Origin of the sequence: Pantoea sp. ARC270 (assembly GCF_003236725.1) — a bacterium.
Taxonomy (GTDB): Bacteria; Pseudomonadota; Gammaproteobacteria; order Enterobacterales; family Enterobacteriaceae; genus Pantoea; species Pantoea anthophila.
Window position 1 is genome coordinate 62,953 of the sequence record NZ_PUGA01000002.1, and the last position, 21,270, is coordinate 84,222.

Genomic DNA, 21,270 nt, shown 5'->3' on the forward strand with positions numbered 1-21,270 from the left:
GCACCAGGCCGCCCTTTAAGCTTCATCCGGACCGCACCCGCGAGCGGGTAACGGGGAACTACAGTTTTTCAACGGCCCAGGCGATGCCGCTGGCGTACTCTGCCGGTAACTGCGGTACCAGCGCATCAAGCGCGGCCTTAAGCCGTTCTGCATCGCTGTCGGTCAGATTGAGATGGCCCACCTTACGGCCCGGACGTACCTCTTTGTCATACCAGTGCAGATGCACCAGCGGCTGCTGCAGCCAGCTGAGGTTCACCGCAGTGCCGATCAGATTGACCATCACCGACGGGGCAAACACCACCGGCTGCGGCAGGGGCAGACCCAGAATGGCACGCAGATGCAGCTCAAACTGGCTGACTGACGCGCCGTTCTGCGTCCAGTGGCCGCTGTTATGCACACGCGGGGCCAGCTCGTTGATCAGCAGTCCGGCTGGCGTAACAAAACACTCCATCGCCATCACGCCCACGTAATTCAGCGCCTGCATGATCGCACTCAGCATCGCCTCGGCCTGCTGTTGCTGCGCCTGATCCGCCTGCGGCCGCGCCACGCTGGTGCGCAGAATGCCGTCCTGATGCAGGTTATGCGTCAGCGGATAGAACACAACGTTGCCATCGTGGCCGCGTGCGCCTACCAGGGAGACTTCACCGGAAAAGTTAATGCCCTGCTCGACGATGCAATCACCGTAGCACTCCTCCGGCAGGGTGTGCGTCTCACCGGCGCGCAGACGCCACTGACCGCGCCCGTCGTAACCCCCGGTGCGGCGTTTTACAATGGCCAGTTCGCCCAGCGAGTTAAACACCGCCGGCCATTCGCTTTTATTCGCCAGCAACTGCCACGGCGCGGTGGCGAGCCCCAGCTCATCCAGCAGCTGTTTCTGCGTCAGGCGGTCGGCCAGACGTGGAAAAATATCGCGATTCACAAAGGCCGGATGACGGGCCAGCTCCCGCGTCAGCGCCGTTTCCGGCCAGCGCTCGATTTCGGCGGTGATCACGCTGTCGGCGATAGGAAGCGCGGCAGGATCGGCGTCCAGACCCACCGGATAGACCGCAATGCCCAGCGGTTCACCGGCCTGACGCAGCATACGGCCTAACTGGCCGTTGCCCAGAACGCAGACCGGCTTCATGCATCCACCCGCGGATCGGGATGGTTCAGCACCTCATCGGTCTGGCTCTGCCGCCAGTGATCGAGACGTGACGCCAGCGCGCCGTCATGCAGGGCCAGAATCTGCGCTGCCAGCAGGGCGGCATTGGCTGCGCCCGCTTTGCCAATTGCCAGCGTACCGACCGGAATACCGCGCGGCATCTGAACAATCGAGTAGAGGCTATCCACGCCGCTCAGTGCCGCGCTCTGCACCGGTACACCCAGTACCGGCACCAGGGTTTTGGCCGCCAGCATACCCGGCAGATGTGCCGCGCCACCTGCGCCGGCAATGATCACCTGAAAACCGTTTTCGGCTGCCGTTTCGGCGAAGCTGAACAGTTTATCCGGGGTGCGGTGCGCAGAGACCACTTCGACATGAAATGGGACGTCCAGGCTGGTAAGGATCTCAGCGGCGAACTGCATGGTGGCCCAGTCACTTCTGGAACCCATGACAATGGCGATGCGGGCCGGGGCGTTGGATGACATGCGGTCAACTCCTGTGAATGAACAAACAGACCTGGCCGGGCGGACAGGTTTTGAAGGGCACAGAGAATAGCATGAGAAGGGCGCAAGGAAAACGGTTGCGTCGGGCTGATGTCGGGGATTTACCCGCCGGTTAAAAGTCGAAATCGATAAGCTGAATGCCAGCAGCGTCAAGCTGGATCATGGAGCCGCGGCTGTGCCAGGCGCCGAGTACCGCGCGTTGCGCCGTCTCGCTCTGCAGGGTCAGCGTATGAATCGCCGGACGATGGGTGTGCCCGTGGATCAGCAGCGGCACCTGATGGCGCTGCATCGTCGCGACCACCGCATCCTGATTCACATCCATGATGCTCTGTGATTTGTGCTGATTAGCCTGTTTACTGTCGGCGCGCATCCGGGCAGCAATGCGTTTGCGGACCCACAACGGCAGGGCCAGAAACAGCCGCTGAATCCACGGATTGTGCACTTTGGCGCGAAAGCGCAGATAACCGGCGTCATCGGTACAGAGCGTATCGCCGTGCATGATCAGCAGGCGATGGCCATACAGCGTCAGCACCTGTTCTTCGGGCAGCAGCGTCATCCCGCTGGCGCGCGCGAAGCGTCGGCCCACAAGGAAGTCGCGATTGCCGTGAATAAAGTAAACCGGAACCGGCAGGGCGCGCAGGGCGCTGGCCACCTGCTGATGCAGAGGATTGGGATCGTCGTCGCCAATCCAGGCCTCAAACAGATCGCCGAGAATATAGAGCGCGTCGCAGTGGGGCGCTTCGCGCTGTAAAAAATGCAGAAAACCGGCGGTAATCGCCGGTTCTTCCTGACACAGATGGAGATCTGCGATAAACAGCGTGCGCGACATTACTCGCTGACGGTCACTTTCTGGATAACGACGTCATCTTTCGGTACATCCTGATGCATGCCGCTGCGACCGGTTGAGACCGCTTTGATCTTCTCGACCACATCCATGCCTTCAACCACTTCAGCGAATACACAGTAGCCCCAGCCCTGAACGCTTTCGTCACGGAAGTTCAGGAAGTCGTTGTCAGCCACGTTGATGAAAAACTGTGCAGTCGCGGAATGCGGCGCAGAGGTGCGAGCCATAGCCAGCGTACCTTTAGTGTTTTTCAGGCCGTTGTTCGCTTCGTTTTTGATTTCGTCTTTGGTCGCTTTCTGTTTCATGCCCGGCTCAAAGCCGCCGCCCTGAATCATAAAGCCGTTGATTACGCGGTGAAAAATGGTGTTGTCGTAAAAACCTTCACGGCAGTAATCCAGGAAGTTCTGTACGGTTGCTGGCGCTTTATCATCGAAGGTTTTGATTACGATATCGCCATGGTTCGTCTGGAAAGTTACCATTTTTGTCGTCCTGTAAAGGTTGTGATCAGTAGCCGGGGTCGCTCTGTCGGATGGCGTCCCCCTTTTTGTCGACCGTTCTTATATCATAATTTCCAATGACGCGTCAGCAGCACGGCGCAGTTGGCTTGCTTTGCGTCGCGCGAGCGATAAAAATACGGCACAATGTCTGGATACTTAAAAGTGTCAACCACACGCGAAAACGGAACCGTTCAATGCTTAAGATTTATAACACCCTGAGTCGACAGAAAGAGGAATTCAAACCCATTCATGCCGGGAAAATCGGCATGTATGTTTGCGGCATCACGGTGTATGACCTCTGTCACATTGGTCATGGGCGGACGTTCGTGGCGTTTGACGTGGTGGCGCGCTATCTGCGCTATCTGGGTTATCAGCTTAATTATGTGCGCAATATTACAGATATTGATGACAAAATCATCAAACGCGCCAATGAAAACGGCGAGAGCATCGAAACCCTGACCAACCGCATGATTGGCGAGATGCACAATGACTTCGCCGCGCTGGGGATTCTGCCGCCGGATCAGGAGCCGCGTGCGACCCGCCACATCCCGGAAATCATTGCGCTGGTGGAGACGCTGATCGCCCGTGGTCACGCCTATGTGGCGGATAACGGCGACGTGATGTTTGATGTGCTGAGCGATCCTGACTACGGCGCGCTGTCACGCCAGGATCTGGAACAGCTGCAGGCAGGCGCACGGGTTGAAGTCGCTGACGTGAAGCGCAACCCGATGGATTTCGTGCTGTGGAAGATGTCTAAAGCGGATGAACCGGCCTGGTCATCACCGTGGGGCAACGGTCGTCCTGGCTGGCACATCGAGTGCTCGGCCATGAACTGCAAACAGCTGGGCAGCCATTTCGATATTCACGGCGGCGGCTCCGATTTGATGTTCCCGCACCATGAAAATGAAATTGCCCAGTCGGGCTGTGCCCATGACGGTCCGTACGTTAACTACTGGATGCACTCCGGCATGGTGATGGTTGACCGTGAGAAAATGTCTAAGTCACTCGGCAACTTCTTCACCGTACGTGATGTGCTGCAGCACTATGACGCGGAGACGGTGCGTTACTTCCTGATGTCCGGTCACTATCGCAGCCAGCTCAACTACGGCGAAGATAACCTCAATCAGGCGCGTGCGGCGCTGGAGCGTCTCTATACGGCGCTGCGCCACACCGACAGCAGCGTGCCAGCCAGCGGCGGTGAAGCGTTTGAAGCGCGTTTCCGCAGCGCAATGGATGATGACTTCAATACCCCGGAAGCCTACTCGGTGCTGTTTGATATGGCGCGTGAAGTGAACCGCCTGAAAAGCGAAGAGGGCGCCTCAGCGCATGGGCTGGCGTCGAAGCTGCGTGAGCTGGCCAAAGTGCTGGGCATTCTGCAGCAGGATCCGGAGCTGTTCCTGCAGAGCGGCGCGCAGGTGAATGATGAAGAGGTTGCCGAGATTGAGCATTGGGTGAAAGCCCGAGCCGATGCGCGCGCGGCCAAAGCCTGGGCGGAAGCGGATATCGCCCGCGACAAACTGAACGCGCTGGGCGTGATTGTCGAGGATGGGCCTCAGGGCTCCAGCTGGCGTCGAAAATAAACCGGAGAGGGCGAGCAATCGCCCTTTTTTATTATGACGATTGAACAAATTGAGATCCGTGGCTTCCGTTCAGTCCGTAAGCTGACGCTGTCACTGCAGCAGCTCAATGTGGTGAGCGGCCCTAACGGCTGCGGTAAATCCAACCTCTATAAAGCAGTACGGCTACTGCATGAGGCGGCCAGCGGTCGTCTGGCACTCGCGCTGGCGGAGGAGGGCGGCATTCAGAAAGCGATGTGGGCTGGCGGTCTGCGTCGTGGCGATCGCCGCCACGATCCAAAGCGGCTGGAACTGGCCGTGGTGATGGATGACATGGATTATCAGCTGGAGATTGGCTTTCCTGAACCGCTGGTAACCAGCCTGTTCAATCTCGATCCGCTGGTGAAGGCGGAGCGGCTCTGGCTCAGCGGTCAGCAGCGCCGTCCTTCCGCCTGCATTATGCAGCGTGAAAATCAGACCGCCTTTCTGCATAACGTGGAGGGAGAGCGCATCGCGTATCCGGCGGTGCTGCATCCGGAAGAGTCGCTGTTTGGTCAGCTCGGTGAACCGCATCGCTATCCGGAGCTTTCGCAGCTGCGCGAACGTCTGCAGCAGTGGCGTTTCTATCATGAGTTTGCCGTCTGGCCAGGGTCACCCATCCGGGCACCGCAGATTGGGGTGCGTGCGCCGGTGCTGAGCCATGACGGCAGTAATCTGGCGGCGGCCTGGGCGACCATTGTGGAACGCGGGCATTCAGAACTGCTGTTTGAGGTGATGGCGCAGGCGTTTCCCGACAGCCAGTTTGATGTGGACGTACAGAACGGTCGTTTTCAGATGCTGATGTCCCGTCAGGGCATTCTGCGTCCGCTGGAGAGCGCGGAGTTTTCTGACGGCACCCTACGTTTTCTTTGTCTGGTTGTGGCACTGCTCAGCCCGCGTCCTCCCGCCTTTATGGCGCTGAATGAGCCGGAAAACAGTTTGCATGAAGATCTGTTGCCTGCTCTGGCCCGTCTGATTGCCGAAGCCAGTCAGTTCAGTCAGCTCTGGATCACCAGCCACTCACCGCGTCTCGCGACGCTGATTGCGCAGCATACGGCAGTGAATCATATTGCACTGGAACAGCGGGAAGGGGAGACGAGGATCAGGGGAGAGGCGTTGCTGTAACAGCGTCCCCGCAGGGACGCCTGAAGATTACGCGACCACTGTAATGCGGTAACCCGCGAACTCAACGGTCTGACCGGCTACGATTTTACAGCGCTTACGGGTTTCCACCGCCCCATCGACCTTCACTTCACCGTCGGCAATCACGACTTTCGCCTGTGCGCCGCTCTGAACCCAGCCTTCCAGCTTCAGCAGGTCACACAGATCGACATGCGGGAATTTTCCCAGTGAAAACGTTGCCATTTAATCTACCTCTTTATCGTGAAACTCTTCACACGCCTGCAGCGTGTTTTGAATCAGTGTTGCGACGGTCATTGGGCCCACACCGCCCGGCACCGGCGTGATGTAGGAGGCGCGTGCTGATGCGCTCTCAAAATCAACGTCGCCCACAACTTTGCCGCTCTCAAGACGGTTGATCCCCACGTCGATGACAATCGCGCCGGGTTTAATCCAGTCACCCGGAATAAAGTTGGGTTTGCCCACCGCGACCACCAGCAGATCGGCGTGTTCAATGTGGTGACGCAGATCTTTAGTAAAACGGTGGGTGACGGTTGTGGTGCAACCCGCCAGCAGCAGTTCCATGCTCATCGGGCGACCGACGATGTTGGACGCGCCGACCACCACGGCATTCAGGCCGTAGGTGTCGATGTTGTAGCGCTCCAGCAGCGTGATGATACCGCGCGGCGTGCAGGGACGCAGCGTGGGCGCGCGCTGACACAGGCGACCCACGTTGTAAGGGTGGAATCCATCGACATCTTTATCAGGCGTGATGCGCTCCAGCACCTTCACGTTATCGATGCCCGCTGGCAGCGGCAGCTGAACCAGGATGCCATCAATATCGTCATCCTGATTGAGCGTATCGATCAGCGCCAGCAGCTCATCTTCGCGGGTGGTGGCGGGCAGATCGTAAGAGCGCGAGTGGAATCCGACCTCTTCACAGGCACGGCGTTTGCTGGCCACATAGATTTGCGAGGCCGGGTTTTCACCCACCAGCACGACAGCCAGGCCCGGGGCGCGTTTTCCGGCCGCCAGGCGCTGCTTCACTTTTTCCGCAACCTCAACGCGCACCTGCTGCGCAATCGTTTTACCGTCAATAATTTTTGCTGCCATCAGAGAGGAAATCCACTGTGTTGTGTTGAATCGGGGAAGGGGGCTATTTTGTCAGAAGCGCGGGCTGCTGTCAGTCACAGTTTCAGCCGTGTATGCGCCTTCCGGCTTTTTCGTCGCGACGAGAGCCAGCCTGCATGCGTATGATATCGGCAGGACAACCCGGGGACGAAGTCATGATTTGGATAATGCTTGCTACGCTGGCGGTGGTATTTGTCGCTGGATTTCAGCTGCTCACCGCTGGCTCACGCCACGCCGCCCAGCGGCTCAGCAAACGGCTGCGTCTGCCTCCGGTACAGGTGGAGTCGATGATCGCTATGATGGGCAAAGAGGCGGCGAAAGAGTTTACCGACTACCTCAGCAGCGACAATGAAACGCATCTGCATAATGGTGCAGCGGTACTGCTGATCTGGCAGGTGTTGATTGTTGACGGCAGCGAAGAGAACAGCCAGCGCTGGCATGCGATTCTCAGGCATGCCGGTTTTCCACCGCTTATCAGCCGCCAGCAGCTGCTGCTCGCGCTGGGCTTTCTGCGACAGCTGGAGCCAGATAGCCGGGAGCTGCACGCACTTCGTGAGCAATACAATGCGCGTTTCACATCACAAGGGATTGAGCTGGAAGGAGAATTCACCGGCAGCAGTAAACTCGTGTCGCTCAGCGAATGGCGCAAGCGTCACTGACGCCAATTGGTCATTACAGCAGCACTTCGCAGCCGGGAAGCGGCAAAAACGTTGACGTACCCGCTACCCGACGTATAATCCGTGCCATCTCCATGCGCCCTTAGCTCAGCTGGATAGAGCACCGGCCTTCTAAGCCGTAGGTCACAGGTTCGAATCCTGTAGGGCGTGCCAAATAAATTCAATGACTTACCCCCCTCCTCCGACTACCTGATTTTCCACATGGGACAGATGTGGGACACGACTGCCAAAAATCGCATCAATTTGCTGTGCATGCTCCGTTAAGTGGTTAGGTGCAAGGTGAGCGTATCGCTGTACCATTTTGATACTCTTCCAGCCTCCCATTTCCTGCAGCGCTCACAGCGGAACGCCAGACTGGATTAATCAGTTCGCCCAGGTGTGCCTCAGGTCATGCAAATGGAAGTCTTCAATCCCTGCCGCTTTCAGACCGATATTCTGGGGTGATGTGAATCTTACAGGTTCGCAAACTCCAGTATTTCTTCACCCATCAGCGTACAATCCACGTCCAAATAATACATAAAGTGCATACGGTATTTACCTTTATAGATATATCCCCAAATTTCAAGAGCGTCTAATTTTCGGGTGCCGCCTTGCGGATTCTTAATCTTTGCCAGCGGGGTAACTTTTTTATCAATAGAGATTCTGTCATCGTTATCCCGATAGAATGACAGCAGCTTTAATGTTTTTCATTGAGCAATCCCCATTTCCTTTTTAATACGATCCAACGCCAGATGCCTTTGAGTAAAGCCATTCAGGCCACCATCAACAAGCAGTGTAACGGCTTTCAAATCGTCTTTATCCGCACGTGGATTAACGAACCGTGAGACCCAGAACTCGCACGCTGTTCTGACTGCAATGTCCGGATAAACGGCAACGGAATCTGGATGATTGACCAAATCCTTATGTAGAATTTTGCCGTAGCGGTCATAATTTTCCCTGCCTGTAAGATGCAGCACCCCACGGACAATATATTCAGATCCATCTCCCGGAAACTTGTTGCCGACATTGCGGCCTGTTCTTGTATCTGGCTCTTACAATGAGTGCAGGGAAACTGTCTGTTTCAACGCATGAAAAGGTTGATGAAAACTAAGTTTAACCCTGTGACGATAAAAGCTGAAAAAGAGGAAAGTTAAGCCTGTTTCATCTTTATTATTTCTCTTCAGCTTTTAATTTACCATCTGGCGTTAAGGTGTATGTATGCTCGTCTATATTAATATAGCTTTTACTATTAAGGCTTCCTCTAACAATAATTGCTATGCTGTTATAAACACATTTCTTATTCTCGCCATTACTATCATCAAAGCAGGTATAGTCATCAATTGAACCATCTCTGGTTCCTTTTGGTAATTGTTCATAACCGCCGAAATTCATGACGATAACTGTGTAATTATCAGGAGTGCTGATAATATGATATTTTTTCTGAAGTGAATCTTTATTTTTCAACCACCAGTTTAGTTTTCCTTCAGTAGTCATTGGTAGATGTTCTACAAAAACTGCACCATTATCAACTCTGACTATTTTGGCTGGCTTTGTAGCAATCCATAAGCAGTATGCTGTTATTAAAAAAATCACAACTACGCTAATCCTTTTGTATTTAAACATTGTTTTCTCCTGTCAATGTTATAGTAGCCTCAAAATTTGTGAAAAATGGCTTCTGAGAAAAATGCTTTGCTCTCTGTAGAACGAACCATATTCTAAAGAAAGCAATAGAGTTAAATTTAACTTTTAAGATATCTTCTTTATCTAAGCCAAAATGATCTTGTGCTCTGTATTTGACAGTCGCACTATATTTATTGCCCTGAAAGGTCAGGCTTTCTATAGAGATTTCTGTGCTGTTTATATCGTGAATAGTAATGCCCATTCCATTGACGAAATCTTTCCATCTTGTGTATTTAGGTAGGCGACTTTTAGACAACACATTTGAAAAATGCTCTTTCGTCAATTGTGACTTATTAAAATCAAATTGCTCGATAGTGCTTTTAATTATGGATAATGTGCTATCGATAGAGTTGTCACTCAATATGAGATTTCTGTAGGCATTGTTCATAAAAGGATGTTGAAAATCATTTCCATTACTACGTTCCATGTGATTGAAAAGATTTATAATCAAGCCTTGGTATGGTCCTCGGAAAGAAAAAGCATAGGACTGAGATCGTAGCTCATCATATAATATCGCAATAGCTTTTTCTCTACTGACCGGCTGTATAGAGTGAGTAGCAGGATGCTGATAGGATGGGCCAAAAGTAGTCCAATCGATGAAAGTTGAAACTTGCCCGAGATGATAATGCTTTCTCAGTAAATTAACATCCATATCGCCACTTTGCATGTCATCAGCATTTCTGTCATTAAATCTTTTTTTTGTAGTGAAGATGATCAGTTTTTTGTCGATTCCTTTCATTTAAAATCAATCCCTTTTATTCAAATGATTAAGTATTATACATTTTCTGTTTGTAAGGTAGGTTGAGAATTTTCTTAACTCTGTTCAGAGTCATCGACGCCCACACGATCATGCAGTGATGAACTTTAGCCATGAGAATAGTCATTTTCTAAAGAGTCATATTTGGAGGCAGATCACAAATTTAAATGAAAAAATCACATATGCAACAGATGACTGGCTCGCAAGTTATAATCCTGCATCGATTTCAGTGGCTTACGCCAGATTCCACCCTACCTGATTTTTTCCTTGTGTCATATTTGTGTTGTTATCCTCCAAAAGTGAGTCAACTTTGCGCGCATGTTCAGTCAGATGGTTAGGTGCCAGATGAGCATATCGACGCACCATTTCGATGCTTTCCCATCCGCCTATTTCCTGCAGCGCGGACAGCGGAACGCCAGACTGGATTAAGCAGTTCGCCTAGGTGTGCCTCAGGGTATATAAGCGGAAGTCTTTCACACGCAACTGGATGGGGCGGTTATGAGCAGCGACAGCTCGGTGACGAAGGTGGCGGGTGAGTGGGGACGCGCTGAGCCGCAGAGCACGCGAACCAGACTCTGTCGCCGCTATTTGACAAGTAGCGTGAGCAGAACCGGCTGCGTGAGACGCAGCTGATAGGTAAAATCAGTAACCGGGCGGCGGACATAACACGGAAAGAGAGGCAGATAGCCGCGACGAAGGCCGCGAACGAACGGGTGAAGGATGTCACGCCGGGGCAGATGAAGACGGCAGAGGCGGAAGGCGAATCCGGGTAAAAAGCCAACGGCTGGGGACATCAGCGGGCAGGCTTACCAGACTTTCTATACCTAAAATAAAGGAGCAGTAGCTGAATCTGCTGGTTCTGAATATCCTGGAAGTTCCGCACAGAACCTGGCTGAAAAAGTTCAGCAGCAACTGGAGAAAAGAGTGATGCAAAATAAGAAAATTAAACTCTTATTATTATTGATTTCTTCATGGGTAGTGGGCCTTTTCATTATTCTTGTAGGTGGTCGAATATTTATATCTCTGGCATCCTATTTTTTATCAGGTGATTTTGATTTTTATCGAAATGACTTAGTCAGAGCAGCTGAAATATCAATTGGATGTGGGGTGATTATTGGCGTGGGACAATGTCTTATGTCGAAAGAGAAACCGTCCTCGCCTTCAAATCCTGAGTGATGTACGTAAATCACGGCCTTATTGCCGGGATTTTACATTATGTGTCAGCCAGTTACCGTTCAGTCGCCAGCTAGATGATTAACCGTCCCGGCCCGGTGATTACCTCGATCTTTTGCCCGGTGGTAAAGCCCAGCGCTTCCAGCCAGCGCCCCTTGATGGTGAGCTGTGGCAGCGGGTTCGGCTGGCCCCTGTTGGGTCGGTATCCCACCTTGTAATAATGCGCCCGCGATTCGCTGGCGGCGGTTGTGGATGTGCGTGTCTCTGACTTATGATGCGTGTCAGCCATGATCAACTCCTTCTTAGTTGCTTATGGTCAGCGGCTGCTGCGGGTTGCCGCCCGCTTCAGCCGCGCAAAAATCTCTCTTTTCGCGCTTCCCGTTCTGTTATTACCTGTTTAAATATACAACTTCTGCCCGGTAAACTTGCTGAAACTTAAACATAATGTTGCGATGCCTCTCTGAAAAAATGAATTCTTTCCGCTTCACATTTTGCTTATCTCTTATTTTTGATGTGATCTGTAATATCTGTTCTGGGCGGAAATTCATATTATGAATCTGTGTTATTCGCCTTCAGTCCTTCTCAAAAATGTTGCTGCTCCTTACACTCATCCTGTTTTTGTCTTTATGGTTACGCCTGAGGCTCAGCGGGATTTCTGATGGCTGCCGATGACGCGCTTTTTACAGACTGCGTCGTTTAGCTTTGTGATATAACCAGATGCCAGTGAAGGCAAGCAGCACACAAAAAAGCACCTTTAGAAGAATCACTGTGAATCCGAAGCTATCCATAGCACTTTCACCATCACCATTAATCTGGCCTGCAATCAACGAGCTGATGAATCCTTCGGGTATAAGAACCCAGGAAACGAAAAGGATTGCCATAAATATCCCTATTTTCATTGCGAGACACCCTTTGTGAAATGATGAACATCAATGCGGCAGTATGCATCCCCATCATACACCGGAGTCGACACTATTGAGTGGGTGAATCCTGAAGCTATTGCGAAGCCTTAAATATGCCAGCCACAACACTGAGTAATCACGCTGCCACAGCACGCCTCATCACACACTTTCCTTCCCCCTGCCGCAGTGCCATGATACCCCGCAACATCACCGTTCATGGCTAGCCTGACACAGCGCATAAATAGGGAACTCACCACCATGGAAAATAACCATCTGACAGACATCGCTGACGCCTTACCCCGGTTGGCCATCGATCTCAAATACGCCACCGCCGACAACCTCACCGGGCAGCCAATCTACCGCGACGCGCGCTGTCTGCTGCACGTAGATGCGGCAAAAGCGCTGGCGAAAAGTATCGATATTGCAGAGGTCGCGGGCTATACGCTGCTCATTCTCGACGCGTACCGGCCTCCTGAAGCGCAGGCGATCCTCTGGCAGGCGTGCCCGAATCCAGACTATGTTGTTCCCCTGGCGCTCGGCTCTAATCACAGCCGGGGCACGGCGGTGGATGTGACGCTGATCGACGAGCGCGGCGAGATAATGGATATGGGCACCGGCTTTGATGAGATGAGCGAGCACTCCCATCCTTATCATCCTGCGGTAGCCGTGCAGGCGCAGCGCAACCGGCTGCTGCTCAATGCCATCATGCTGGGAGGTGGGTTTACCGGCATTGCAACTGAATGGTGGCATTTTGAACTGCCCGATGCCGGGCGCTATCCACTCATCGAAGGGGTATTCGGCTGCTATGCAACAACGCGAATGGAAAATATCAGCCTGTCTTCGTAAAGGACGCAGGTTTTATTAGCGGCGAAAAGTTTATGCAGTAATAAATTTAAAGGGATAGAGAGAACGGGCGGGGCAGGGCGCACAAACAGGGACGTGAAATAAATACGCCGTGGCGGAAGCCACGGCGACGATATTATGCAGACTGCCACTCGCTTTCAACGTCAGCTTTGGCTTTAGAAAGGATGACTTTATTATCGTCAACCTCTTTCACCCAGCTGAAAGGAATAATGTGGTGTTTGCCGCCCGCTTCCGGATCGCTTTTCGCCAGCTTAATTTTGTCGTCACCTTCGAAATGGTCGACGATACCGACATGTTCACCGTTAACATCAACAACCTGAGCGTGATCTAAAATTTCTGATTTATCTACCATGGTGGCTTAATCCTTATATTTAATGAGTTCAGTTGCCGTCAGACAAAACAAGCCTGGCTGTTAAATGCCGTTTTAGCCAGGCGATTAACAAAATGAAATAGTTAAGCTGACTGGCCCTGATGGCGATGATGATCAGACCGATGACCTCGCTGCAGGCCAGCCTGCAGGCGTTTTACCTTACTGAAAGGAGTGACCATGAGAGCAGTCAGTTCAATAACGGCCGAGGGCGGCGTCTGGATTAATCAGCCGCCGGTGCACAGTCTGGATGGTGAAACATTGCAGTTTGAAACCGCGTTAAACAGCGATTTCTGGCAGCGTACCTGGTACGGCTTCGAACGGCACAGCGGCCATGCATTTGGCTTCTGGGTGGAACACGACTTTACCGTTCAGGTGCAGGTGAGGGCGGACTTCAGCCAGCTTTATGACCAGGCCGGTCTGTTTATTCAGGACAGTGAAACGCACTGGGTTAAAGCAGGCATTGAGTTTAACGATGACCAGCCTGCAATCGGCAGCGTGGTCACGCGCGAGTTTTCTGACTGGTCTACCGGTGTTTTCCCCGGTGATGCGCGTCAGTTCTGGATGCGCGCCACGCTGGAAAAGGCGGCATTGCGAATCCAGTACTCCACCGACGGCCTGACCTGGCCACTGTTGCGGCTCTGTCCCTGGCCCGGTCAGGCGCGGCGTTTTGTCGGCGTGATGGGCTGCTCGCCGGAGCGACAGGGGCTGGCGATCCGTTTTTCCGACTTCAGGCTGGGGCCTCCTCTCAGTAAAGAGCTGCACGACCTGTCATAACCGGGGCGGCACATTGCATATCGTCGCGGAATCGGCTTAATTGTCAGGTCAGAATTTGCGGTGACGCGTCGTCCATGCAGGACGACGCCTTTTCAGGGAAAGCTATGCGCTGTGCCACCTCGTTTACCACACTGCTGGTTATCAGCTGCTGCGCCGGATGGGCTCAGCAGGCCGCCGCGGATACCGTCTGGCTGAATAATGGCGACCGGCTCACCGGCACCATCCGTTACCTGAGCGATGGCAAGCTGGCGATAGAGACGCATTACGCCGGCACGGTCACGCTGGACTGGAATGCGGTCAGCACCCTCGCCAGCGACAATCCGGTGAATGTTGAAAACAAAAAAACCGGTGAACATTATCAGGTGCGGCTCTCCTCCTCTGACCCCGGCTACGTCTGGGTGGAGCGCGACGAGCAGGAGCAGCAGGTCTCCGTCAGGCGCATCGATGAGTTTATGAAAGCCAAAGTCCGCAGCGATCAGCTCGCCTGGACCGGCAACATCGACGCCGGTATGAAGGTCAAAAAGGCCTCTACCAAAACGGACGACTACAGTTTTGCGCTCAACACCAAGCTGAACCAGGGAAAATGGCGGCATGATATTGGCGCAACCTACAATCGCGAGCAGGAAAACGCGAGTGTCAACACTGACAACTACAGCCTGCGCTACGCCGTTGACTATCTGTTCCGGGAGCAGTTCTTCTGGCAGGCACGCGCCACCTATAAGCGCGACTGGGTGGAGAATCTGTCACGCCAGGCACTGATTGGCACCGGTCCCGGCTATCAGCTGTGGGACACCGAACTCAGCAGCTTCTCACTCTCCCTGCTGGGTGGCGCCTTTGAGTATGGTTACAGCGATGATCGGGAGGAGCGCCACTTTGGCGGCTCGCTGCGCTGGAACTATCAGCGCTATCTGCTGGGCAAATCGGTCACGCTCTACAGCAACGGTGATGTCGGTCATTCGCTGGATGACGACGGCGTATTCATGCTGGATGCGGAAGTTGGCCTGCGCTACAGCCTGACCTCCTGGTCGACCCTGCATGTTGGCTACCATCGTAATCTGGTCAGCGGCATTCCTGATACCCTGAACGAAGGGATCTTCTCCACCGGATTAGGCCTGAAGTGGTAACCCGCTGACGACACACTGTTGCAGCAAATCCTTACGGTTTTTATCCGGTTACGGGCGCGGGATTGGCTAAGCTGCTTCTATTGTCACAACGGGAACACAAAAGATGATCGTAAGCAGCAGGGTGTATCGTCCGGGATGCGCGGGCGAAGAGATAGACGTTGAGGATATCAGCGACGTGATTAAAGAGCCGGAGGCGTTTATCTGGCTCGGCCTGTGGCAGCCAGACGCGGCGTTTATGGCAAAGATCAAAGAAGAGTTCGGACTCCACGAACTGGCCGTTGAAGATGCGCTGAATGCGCACCAGCGGCCCAAGATCGAACATTATGGCGAGTCGCTGTTTATCGTGGTGAAAACGGTGCGTGCGAAAGATGACAGCTGTGAACTGGGCGAAACCCATTTCTTTGTCGGAAAAAATTTCCTGATCAGCATCCGTCACGGTGCCTCGGAGAGCTACAGTCCGGTGCGCGAACGGGCGGCTGAAAATCCGGCGCTGCTGAAACTGGGGCCGGGTTATCCGCTCTACTGCCTGCTCGATTTTATTGTCGACCGTTATGCCGAACTCTCCACCTCGCTGAACGAACGCGTCGGGCAGATGGAGAACGATCTCTTCACCAGCGAATTTGACCGCCGATCGGTACAGGCGGTCTATACTGTGCGGCGGCAGCTGCTGAAGCTGCGCAATGCGGCACTGCCGCTGGAGGAGATCTGCAACCAGCTTATTCACCTGCATGAGGATCTGATCCCGCGCCCGCTGCGCGCCTATATCCGGGACGTGCAGGATCACGCCCGCCATGTGGTGACCGATGCGGAAGATATGCGCGAGATGCTCACCAGTGCCATGCAGGTCAATCTGGCGCTGGTGACGGTGCAGCAGAATGAGGTGGTAAAAAAGCTGGCGGGGTGGGGCGCCATCCTGGTGATCCCGACCGTGGTGTTCAGCATGTATGGCATGAACTTCGAACATATGCCGGAGCTGAAGTCGCATTATGGCTATCCGCTGGCTGTCGGTCTGACGCTGCTGGCCTGCGGCGGATTGTGGGCCAGGCTGCGTCGCTCCGGCTGGCTGTAGGGCAATCCAGAGGCGGACGAATTAATTCTCCGCCTCGCTTAATGCTTATTTTCGTTATTTACGCGCAGCGCATCCGGTACGACGATAATATCTTTTTTATCGCTGTTCGCCGGATGGCAATTAATGTGGTTCTGCACGTGCTGTTATTCCTTCCCGGTCGATGCTGGCTGAATTTTTATTTCTTCACTACGATAAACTGACAAAACGAGAGGCGACTTACCGTCTGGCGAAATAAGCCTGACGCTGATGAGAGGCAATAAGATCAGGAGAGATTCAGATGAAAGAACGGCTTGCGGCGGCGTGTCTCTCCTCATCCGTCACGCACTCCGGCGGATCTGAGGCTTCGGGACGATACTGCCATGAATGACAGCGACTGGGTGCTGGCAATTGCCCGGACGCAGTTTGCGCTGACCATGGGCATGCATATTACGCTGGCGGCGCTGACGCTGGGACTGGCCCCCTTTCTGGTGTGGTTTGAGGCGCGCTGGCTGTGGGGAAAGCAGCAGGCTGCACGGGATGCGCTGCACTTCTGGCTGACGCTCTTTTCCCTGACGGTGGCGATAGGTGCCGCCTCCGGCGTCGTCATGGAGTTTCAGTTCGGCACGCACTGGGCGCGCTTTTCACAGCAGGCCGGCGGCGTGATTGGGCCGTTAATGTTCTATGAGGTGCTGGTCGCGTTTTTTCTCGAATCGGCCCTGACCGGAGTGATGCTGTTCGGCTTCAACAAAATCCGGCCCGGCGTGCATTTTGCCGTAACCTGTCTGGTGGCGTTCGGCGCGCTGCTCAGCGCCTTCTGGATTCTGGCCGCTAACTCATGGATGCAGACGCCGGTCGGCTTTACGCGGGATCCGAACGGAGTTTTTCTGGCGGACAGCTGGCGGTCGCTTCTGCAGGCTCCCTCCTTTCTGTGGCGCTTCAGCCATATGGTGGTCGGGTCGCTGATTGCCGTGGCGGTGATGATCGCGGGCGTGGCGGCGTGGCGACTTCGCCATTTCAGCGGGGAGGCGGCTTCGCGTCTGATGCTCAACAGCGCGCTGACGTTGCTGCTGTTTGCCGTGCCACTGCAGATCGTTCTCGGCGATCTGCACGGTGAAAACACCCGTGACTACCAGCCCGCTAAACTGGCTGCGATGGAAGGCAGCTGGCACCAGCCAGCTCCCGGGGAGGGGGAGCCTCTGCGGCTGTTTGCGCTGCCAGACCAGCAGGCACAGCGCAACGTTCTGGAGGTCACTCTGCCCGCACTCGGATCGCTCTATCTGCGCCACAACCTCTCCGGCCACATTAAAAGCCTGAGCGAATTTCCTGCGGATGACATCCCCCCGGTGCTCCCGGTCTTTTTCGCTTTTCGCCTGATGGTGGGGCTGGGGATGATTATCCTGGCGACCACGCTGGCGGCAAATCTGCAGCGCTGGCGGGGAGGGCTGACCACGTCGGGGCGCTTTCTGCGCTGGCTGACATGGCTCTCACCGGCGGGCTTTATTGCCCTGCTGTCAGGCTGGGTCGTGACCGAAGTCGGGCGTCAGCCGTGGACGGTCTATGGCCTGTTACGCACCGCACAAAGCGTCTCGCCGCTGTCACTCAGCAGCACGCTGGGCATCTTCGTGGCGGTGCTGCTGATCTATGCGCTGACCTTCGCCCTCGGCTTACGCTATCTGCTGCGCCGGGTTAAGGGTGAGATGCCATCGGGAGAACCGGTGGTGATTGCGCTGAAAACGCCCTATTAGGAGAGTGCCATGGCCGATCTCTCTGCGCTGATTATCTCTTTCTCTCTGCTGCTCTACCTGCTACTGGATGGCACGGATCTGGGCGTGGGGATGCTTTTCTGCTGGTTTCACGATGATGAACAGCGTGAACTGATGACGCACAGCATTCTGCCGGTGTGGGATGCGAATGAAACCTGGCTGGTGCTGGCGGCGGGTGGGCTGCTGGCGCTGTTTCCGCCGGTCTATGCGCTGCTGTTCAGTCAGCTGAGTGTCCCGCTGTTTGCCATGCTGCTGGCGCTGCTGGTGCGGGCGATGGCACTGGAGTATCGCGCTCAGAGTTCTCCCCGCCTGCGTCGCTGGCTGGATCGCCTCATGGCGGGCAGCTCCGCGCTGGCGACCTTTATTCAGGGCTGGTGTGCCGGCATGATCATCAGCGCTCAGCCGCAGACCGGCCTGCCGGATGGGCTGAGTCTGGTGCCGCTGCTCAGCGGCGCAGGCCTGATCGCGATCAATTCGCTGCTGGCCTGCTGCTGGATTGGCTGGCGCATTGGTGATCGGGTACAGCCGCTGGCGGCGGCACTGAGCTGGCTGTGGTGGCTGCTGGCGCTGGTTATTTTTCTGGCCGACCTCTATCTCAATGCCGATCTCTGGCGGCAGAGCTGGCAGCGACCGCCGGGCAGGATCGCGGCAGGCGCGATAGTATTGCTCTGGATCGCCCTGCCGGTGGCCTTGTGGCGCGCCAGGCCGCTACTGCAACTCATTCTGACGCTGATGCTGATTAGCGCACTCTTTAGCGGCGTATTGTGTGGCCTCTATCCGTGGCTGGTGCCCTATCAGTTTACGCTCAGCGACAGCGCCGCTTCACCGGTCACGCAGGGTTTTGTGCTGGTGGGAGCGGTGATTGCGATGCCGCTCACGCTGCTCTACCACAGCTGGTCGTTCTGGGTTGAGCGCCGCGCGAAATAATGCCCGTCCGCTATGCTTCAGGCAGCGTGCTGCAGAGGCGGGTACGCTTACCAGAGGGAATGAGAGTGAAAAGAGATCGCATTGTGAGTCGGGACTACCCGATAAAAGAAGATCTTCGCTGGGTACGGCGTGAATGGCTGATTCAGCGGGCAGGGGAGTATCTGTTAATTCTGCTGGTGATTCTGGGGGCGTGCGGCCTCTTTTCTAAAGGGGTACTGAGCGAGGGTCATAGCCGGTCGCCAGACGGCACACTTCAGGTTGAATATGAACGGTTCGGCCGGACCGAAAGCAATATGGATATGCGGATTGGCTACAACGCACCCGCCGGCGATCGCTTCACGATCACGATTGGCGGCGGCGCGCTGAATAATCTGCAGATCCAGACGCTGCAGCCGCAGCCGCTGGAAGCCGTGACGATCGGCAGCGATCTGCGGCTGACCTTTTCCAGCGGTGACACCGGGGCGGATCACGCAATCTGGCTCGGCCTGCAGCCACGCGATGCGGGCCTGATTCACGTCACGATTCAGGGCGATGATCACGCACCGGCCCGATTTACCCAATGGATCTATCCCTGACAGAGGCACTTTATGGAAACGGTTTTACGCGCTGCAGCGATCTACCTGGTTCTGATGGTGGTGTTCAAAATTGCGGGCAGACGCACGCTGTTGCAGATGACCTCTTTCGATCTGATTCTGCTGCTGATTATCAGCGAAGCCACGCAGCAGGCGCTGCTGGGCGATGATTTTTCGGTGACGGGCGCGGCGCTGACGATTATCACGCTGGTGACGATCGACATCGTACTGGGAAAACTGAAAAGCCGCTTTCCGGTGGTGGAGCAGGCAATCGATGGCGGTCCGGTGATTCTGGTGGAAAACGGCAACCTGCTGACCGAACGCATGAAGATGACCGGGATTGATCCTGACGATGTGCTGGAGGCGGCGCGTTCCGGACCGGGACTGGAACGGTTTGATCAGATTAAATATGCCGTGCTGGAGGTCAACGGACATATTTCGGTTATCCCCCGCGCGGACAGCTGACCGCCTCTGACGGCAGGGTTCGCCGGGCTGCGGATGCCACGCCTGGCGTGCAGGGTGAATCTCGCTTCGCTTGCTATTCAGCCGATCTGCGCCAGGCTGAGTAACCGAACCGTGTTTTATTTTCTGAGCTGGCCTGACACTCAATCAGCGTTATGCTTAACAAGTCAGGTATATAGTGAATGATTTTAACCGTTTTACGTTCTATCCGGTCACCGGCTGGCACATCGGCCCGTTAAGCGGGCACGCCGCGCTGGTGCTGCAGTTCAGCTATCTCGATCCTCAGGTCCCGCGCGCGCGATCGGCGCAGGAGTCGCTGTTTTTCGGCCTGACCATCGAGATGGCGAAAGAGCTGGTCAGCACCCTCACCACGCAGATCAACGACGCCGAAAAGAACGGCACTCAGCATTAACCCCGTGATGTGATATCCGCTATTCCGCTGTCGGATCGGCAGGGGCATAAACCTGTATGGCCCCTGCGATCAGGCGGAAATGTGCGGGCGTCTGTCCGATAATCTCGCCGTCTGCATTGATGTAGTGGGGGCGGCGCGTTTCGATGGTGAGCGCCGTCGTGCTGAAGGTGCGCACGTTGCGCCAGCGACCCTGCGTACCCCGTCGCAGAAAGGGCAGCAGCGCAATCAGCTGCCAGCTGTGCCGGACCTCCAGGCTGTAAACGTCCAGCAGCCCGTCGTCGGGTGCGGCGTGCGCTTCGACCGTCATCCCTCCGCCATAAAAACGGCCGTTGCCCACGGAAACCTGAACGGTCCGGATGGGCGTGCGCTGCTCCTCATGGATCAGGGTGGCGCTGAACGGACGGCTCTGACGCAGCAGCCGCAACGCCGCCAGAGCATAACCGCCGACCCCCCAGCGTTTTTTCGATTCTGCGGTGAGATTGCGCGCCAGCTCGGCGGAAAAGCCGATGCTGGAGACGTTGAGGAACAGATGCTGATTCACCTCCCCCAGATCGACTGCGCGCAGCTGCCCGTCAGTGATAATCTGCACCGCCTGCTCCAGCGTGGCGGGGATGCCGAGCGTCCGGGCAAAGTCGTTGGCGGTGCCCAGCGGCAGGATCCCTAACGGCAGGCCGGTCTGCATCACGCCCGGCGCGGCGGCGTTAAGCGTGCCGTCGCCCCCGCCAACGATCACCGCATCAATGCGATGGGCATAAGCCGCGATGAGTTCGCAGTAGCTGCGGCTCTCCTCCTCAGCCGGTTGCAGCAGGGTGATACCCGCCTGAGTCAGCAGCGTCCTGGCCCGGCTGGCCGCCGCGCGGCCTTTACGCGAACGCGGATTGATCAGCAGCAGGGCGGTTTTCAGAGGGTGAGACATATTTTTCCGTCATCCTGATGTCAAAATGGCTGGCACGAGG

General features: G+C 55.2%; 24 protein-coding genes, 1 tRNA gene and 3 pseudogenes. 14 read left to right on the top strand and 14 right to left on the bottom strand.

Going from position 1 to position 21,270, the window contains the following annotated elements:
- Positions 1-58: 58 nt before the first annotated feature.
- The 4 genes from purK to ppiB form a co-directional block, all read right to left on the bottom strand.
- Positions 59-1,123 (bottom strand): 5-(carboxyamino)imidazole ribonucleotide synthase, encoded by a 1,065-nt coding sequence (gene purK, locus CKF42_RS01800; RefSeq protein WP_111207348.1) that lies wholly within the window; start codon positions 1,121-1,123, stop codon positions 59-61.
- Positions 1,120-1,626 carry a 5-(carboxyamino)imidazole ribonucleotide mutase gene (purE, locus tag CKF42_RS01805; protein ID WP_111207349.1) on the bottom strand — a complete coding sequence of 169 codons (507 nt, stop codon included), beginning with the start codon at positions 1,624-1,626 and terminating at the stop codon, positions 1,120-1,122. The genes purK and purE overlap by 4 nt, the downstream gene beginning before the upstream one ends.
- A 130-nt stretch (positions 1,627-1,756) precedes the next feature.
- Positions 1,757-2,473, bottom strand: a complete 717-nt coding sequence (gene lpxH / locus CKF42_RS01810) for a UDP-2,3-diacylglucosamine diphosphatase (protein WP_009091586.1) — start codon at positions 2,471-2,473, stop codon at positions 1,757-1,759.
- Positions 2,473-2,967: a peptidylprolyl isomerase B gene (ppiB, locus tag CKF42_RS01815; protein ID WP_009091583.1), complete on the bottom strand. Its 495-nt coding sequence runs from the start codon at positions 2,965-2,967 to the stop codon at positions 2,473-2,475. The genes lpxH and ppiB overlap by 1 nt, the downstream gene beginning before the upstream one ends.
- Positions 2,968-3,179: 212 nt before the next feature.
- Here ppiB and cysS point away from each other — a divergent pair, with 212 nt between their 5' ends.
- On the top strand, positions 3,180-4,565 hold the full coding sequence (gene cysS, locus CKF42_RS01820) for a cysteine--tRNA ligase (protein WP_046101382.1): 1,386 nt from the start codon (positions 3,180-3,182) through the stop codon (positions 4,563-4,565).
- A 33-nt stretch (positions 4,566-4,598) separates the two neighbouring features.
- Positions 4,599-5,705 (top strand): AAA family ATPase, encoded by a 1,107-nt coding sequence (locus CKF42_RS01825; protein ID WP_111207350.1) that lies wholly within the window; start codon positions 4,599-4,601, stop codon positions 5,703-5,705.
- A gap of 27 nt (positions 5,706-5,732) precedes the next feature.
- On the opposite strand, the gene ybcJ is transcribed toward CKF42_RS01825, so the two are convergent.
- Positions 5,733-5,945, bottom strand: coding sequence for a ribosome-associated protein YbcJ (gene ybcJ / locus CKF42_RS01830; protein ID WP_111207351.1), 213 nt, complete (start codon positions 5,943-5,945; stop codon positions 5,733-5,735).
- Complete coding sequence (gene folD, locus CKF42_RS01835; RefSeq protein WP_009091578.1) at positions 5,946-6,812, bottom strand: bifunctional methylenetetrahydrofolate dehydrogenase/methenyltetrahydrofolate cyclohydrolase FolD; 867 nt, start codon at positions 6,810-6,812, stop codon at positions 5,946-5,948.
- 173 nt (positions 6,813-6,985) lie between these two features.
- Between folD and CKF42_RS01840 the strand changes: the two genes are divergently transcribed.
- Entirely contained in the window at positions 6,986-7,489 is a 504-nt protein-coding gene (locus CKF42_RS01840; protein WP_111207352.1) for a DUF1198 family protein, read from the top strand.
- A 94-nt stretch (positions 7,490-7,583) separates the two neighbouring features.
- Positions 7,584-7,660 (top strand) — tRNA-Arg (locus tag CKF42_RS01845).
- Between the two features lie 15 nt (positions 7,661-7,675).
- Here the strand turns inward: CKF42_RS01845 and CKF42_RS01850 are convergent.
- The 5 genes and pseudogenes from CKF42_RS01850 to CKF42_RS01870 all read right to left on the bottom strand — a co-directional run.
- Positions 7,676-7,939 (bottom strand): annotated as a pseudogene (locus CKF42_RS01850) (tyrosine-type recombinase/integrase); the annotation flags it as partial.
- Positions 7,940-8,193: 254 nt separating this feature from the next.
- Positions 8,194-8,478, bottom strand: a pseudogene (locus CKF42_RS01855) (glycoside hydrolase family 19 protein); the annotation flags it as partial.
- A 178-nt stretch (positions 8,479-8,656) separates the two neighbouring features.
- Complete coding sequence (locus CKF42_RS01860) at positions 8,657-9,109, bottom strand: DUF943 family protein (RefSeq protein ID WP_111207354.1); 453 nt, start codon at positions 9,107-9,109, stop codon at positions 8,657-8,659.
- Positions 9,102-9,905: a DUF3289 family protein gene (locus CKF42_RS01865; RefSeq protein WP_111207355.1), complete on the bottom strand. Its 804-nt coding sequence runs from the start codon at positions 9,903-9,905 to the stop codon at positions 9,102-9,104. Before CKF42_RS01865 ends, CKF42_RS01860 begins: the two co-directional genes overlap by 8 nt.
- Before the next feature lie 252 nt (positions 9,906-10,157).
- A pseudogene (locus tag CKF42_RS01870) lies at positions 10,158-10,400 on the bottom strand (tyrosine-type recombinase/integrase); the annotation flags it as partial.
- Positions 10,401-10,850: 450 nt separating this feature from the next.
- Here CKF42_RS01870 and CKF42_RS21025 point away from each other — a divergent pair.
- Complete coding sequence (locus tag CKF42_RS21025) at positions 10,851-11,099, top strand: hypothetical protein (protein ID WP_140028199.1); 249 nt, start codon at positions 10,851-10,853, stop codon at positions 11,097-11,099.
- Between the two features lie 70 nt (positions 11,100-11,169).
- On the opposite strand, the gene CKF42_RS01875 is transcribed toward CKF42_RS21025, so the two are convergent.
- On the bottom strand, positions 11,170-11,385 hold the full coding sequence (locus tag CKF42_RS01875; RefSeq protein ID WP_111207356.1) for a SymE family type I addiction module toxin: 216 nt from the start codon (positions 11,383-11,385) through the stop codon (positions 11,170-11,172).
- 871 nt (positions 11,386-12,256) lie between these two features.
- Between CKF42_RS01875 and ddpX the strand changes: the two genes are divergently transcribed.
- Positions 12,257-12,844, top strand: coding sequence for a D-alanyl-D-alanine dipeptidase (gene ddpX / locus CKF42_RS01885; RefSeq protein WP_111207358.1), 588 nt, complete (start codon positions 12,257-12,259; stop codon positions 12,842-12,844).
- 133 nt (positions 12,845-12,977) lie between these two features.
- On the opposite strand, the gene CKF42_RS01890 is transcribed toward ddpX, so the two are convergent.
- Positions 12,978-13,214 (bottom strand): DUF2171 domain-containing protein, encoded by a 237-nt coding sequence (locus CKF42_RS01890; protein WP_003854080.1) that lies wholly within the window; start codon positions 13,212-13,214, stop codon positions 12,978-12,980.
- Positions 13,215-13,409: 195 nt separating this feature from the next.
- Between CKF42_RS01890 and CKF42_RS01895 the strand changes: the two genes are divergently transcribed.
- The 8 genes from CKF42_RS01895 (at position 13,410) to CKF42_RS01930 (ending at position 20,314) form a co-directional block, all read left to right on the top strand.
- Positions 13,410-14,006 carry a DUF1349 domain-containing protein gene (locus CKF42_RS01895; RefSeq protein ID WP_111207359.1) on the top strand — a complete coding sequence of 199 codons (597 nt, stop codon included), beginning with the start codon at positions 13,410-13,412 and terminating at the stop codon, positions 14,004-14,006.
- Positions 14,007-14,110: 104 nt separating this feature from the next.
- A complete protein-coding gene (locus CKF42_RS01900; protein ID WP_058956336.1) occupies positions 14,111-15,130 on the top strand; it encodes a DUF481 domain-containing protein in 1,020 nt (339 codons plus the stop codon).
- 103 nt (positions 15,131-15,233) lie between these two features.
- A complete protein-coding gene (locus CKF42_RS01905) occupies positions 15,234-16,199 on the top strand; it encodes a magnesium and cobalt transport protein CorA (RefSeq protein ID WP_009091558.1) in 966 nt (321 codons plus the stop codon).
- Positions 16,200-16,558: 359 nt separating this feature from the next.
- Positions 16,559-17,923 carry a cytochrome ubiquinol oxidase subunit I gene (locus CKF42_RS01910; protein WP_111207360.1) on the top strand — a complete coding sequence of 455 codons (1,365 nt, stop codon included), beginning with the start codon at positions 16,559-16,561 and terminating at the stop codon, positions 17,921-17,923.
- Between the two features lie 9 nt (positions 17,924-17,932).
- Positions 17,933-18,868 (top strand): cytochrome d ubiquinol oxidase subunit II, encoded by a 936-nt coding sequence (locus CKF42_RS01915; protein WP_111207361.1) that lies wholly within the window; start codon positions 17,933-17,935, stop codon positions 18,866-18,868.
- Positions 18,869-18,927: 59 nt separating this feature from the next.
- Positions 18,928-19,443 (top strand): hypothetical protein, encoded by a 516-nt coding sequence (locus tag CKF42_RS01920; RefSeq protein ID WP_111207362.1) that lies wholly within the window; start codon positions 18,928-18,930, stop codon positions 19,441-19,443.
- 12 nt (positions 19,444-19,455) lie between these two features.
- Entirely contained in the window at positions 19,456-19,905 is a 450-nt protein-coding gene (locus tag CKF42_RS01925) for a DUF421 domain-containing protein (protein ID WP_009091550.1), read from the top strand.
- Positions 19,906-20,080: 175 nt separating this feature from the next.
- Positions 20,081-20,314 carry a hypothetical protein gene (locus CKF42_RS01930; protein ID WP_009091549.1) on the top strand — a complete coding sequence of 78 codons (234 nt, stop codon included), beginning with the start codon at positions 20,081-20,083 and terminating at the stop codon, positions 20,312-20,314.
- A 19-nt stretch (positions 20,315-20,333) separates the two neighbouring features.
- On the opposite strand, the gene CKF42_RS01935 is transcribed toward CKF42_RS01930, so the two are convergent.
- On the bottom strand, positions 20,334-21,230 hold the full coding sequence (locus CKF42_RS01935; RefSeq protein ID WP_111207363.1) for a lipid kinase: 897 nt from the start codon (positions 21,228-21,230) through the stop codon (positions 20,334-20,336).
- Between the last annotated feature and the right edge of the window lie 40 nt (positions 21,231-21,270).